General features: G+C 54.0%; 1 protein-coding gene. It reads left to right on the forward strand.

Going from position 1 to position 1,176, the window contains the following annotated elements; all coding sequences use genetic code 11:
• On the forward strand, positions 1–1,176 hold a 1,176-nt coding region (locus AC33YF_RS13960; RefSeq protein WP_491777820.1), incomplete at both ends, for an adenylate/guanylate cyclase domain-containing protein.

The raw sequence follows: 1,176 nt of genomic DNA on the forward strand, positions 1-1,176 counted from the left end.
CGTTCCGGGAATTTTTTCTCACGTCGAGCAATATCACGAGTTTCCGCAATATACCGACTTCCTTCGCCAGCTCTCAACGTTCTCGCGTGTCATAGCTTTCGACAAGCGGGGACAGGGGCTTTCTGATCGAATTGAAGGGGTTGCGACGTTCGAACAGCGCACCGATGATCTGCTCGCTGTCATGGAGGCGACGCGGAGTGAGACGGCCGCCGTTTTTGGGCTCTCAGAAGGCGCTGCTATGGCGCTCTTGTTCGCTGCATCGCATCCACAGAAAGTCAGCCACGTCATCACCTTTGGCGGTTATGCGAAATCCTGTGCAGCTCCCGATTATCCGTACATGCCTTCCAAAGAGGATCGACGAGCAAAGATCGGCAGATGGATTGAGGATTGGGGAACGGGGGATACACTCGACGTTTTCGTGCCAGCACTGGCGGATTCAGATGCGGCGAAACGACTATTTGGAAAGCTGCAACGAGCCTCATGCGCACCCTCCGCAATGCGGAAATATTTCGATATGAACTTGTCGATCGATGTGCGCGAAATGCTGTCGCTGGTGCGAGCCCCAACGCTGGTAATGCACCACCGGGACGACAGACAGGTGCCATTCGCTTGCAGCGAGGACCTTAGATCACGACTCCCAAATGCGACATTAGTCGACTGCGGCGAAGGAGGACATTACTTCTGGGGCGCCCATAATGACCGAGTCGTATCAGAAATACGTCAGTTTCTTGTCGGCGATACATTTGCGTCTTACTCAACTGACCGCGTTCTCGCGACCGTTCTTTTTTTGGACATCGTCAACTCCAGCCAGAAGCTAAACGACATGGGCGATGCGGCTTGGCAAGAAATTTTGGAACGCCACGACAATGAGGCCGCAGATTTGATTGAACTTTATCGCGGCAGCTTTATCAAATCCACGGGCGATGGGCTGTTAGCGACCTTCGACGGTCCGGGCCGAGCGGTTCAGTGCGCTTGCGCTCTAGTTCGCCGACTTGCACAACTCGGCATAGAAGCGCGTGCCGGGCTGCATACGGGCGAAATCGAGTTAAGAGGTAAGGATATTAGCGGAAGCGCCGTTCATGTTGCAGCGAGGATTGAGGAAAACTCTTCAGCCGGTGAAGTGCTTGTGTCCCGTACGGTGGTCGATTTAACGATTGGGAATAGCTTCATCGAATG

Source organism: Methyloceanibacter sp., assembly GCF_058506495.1.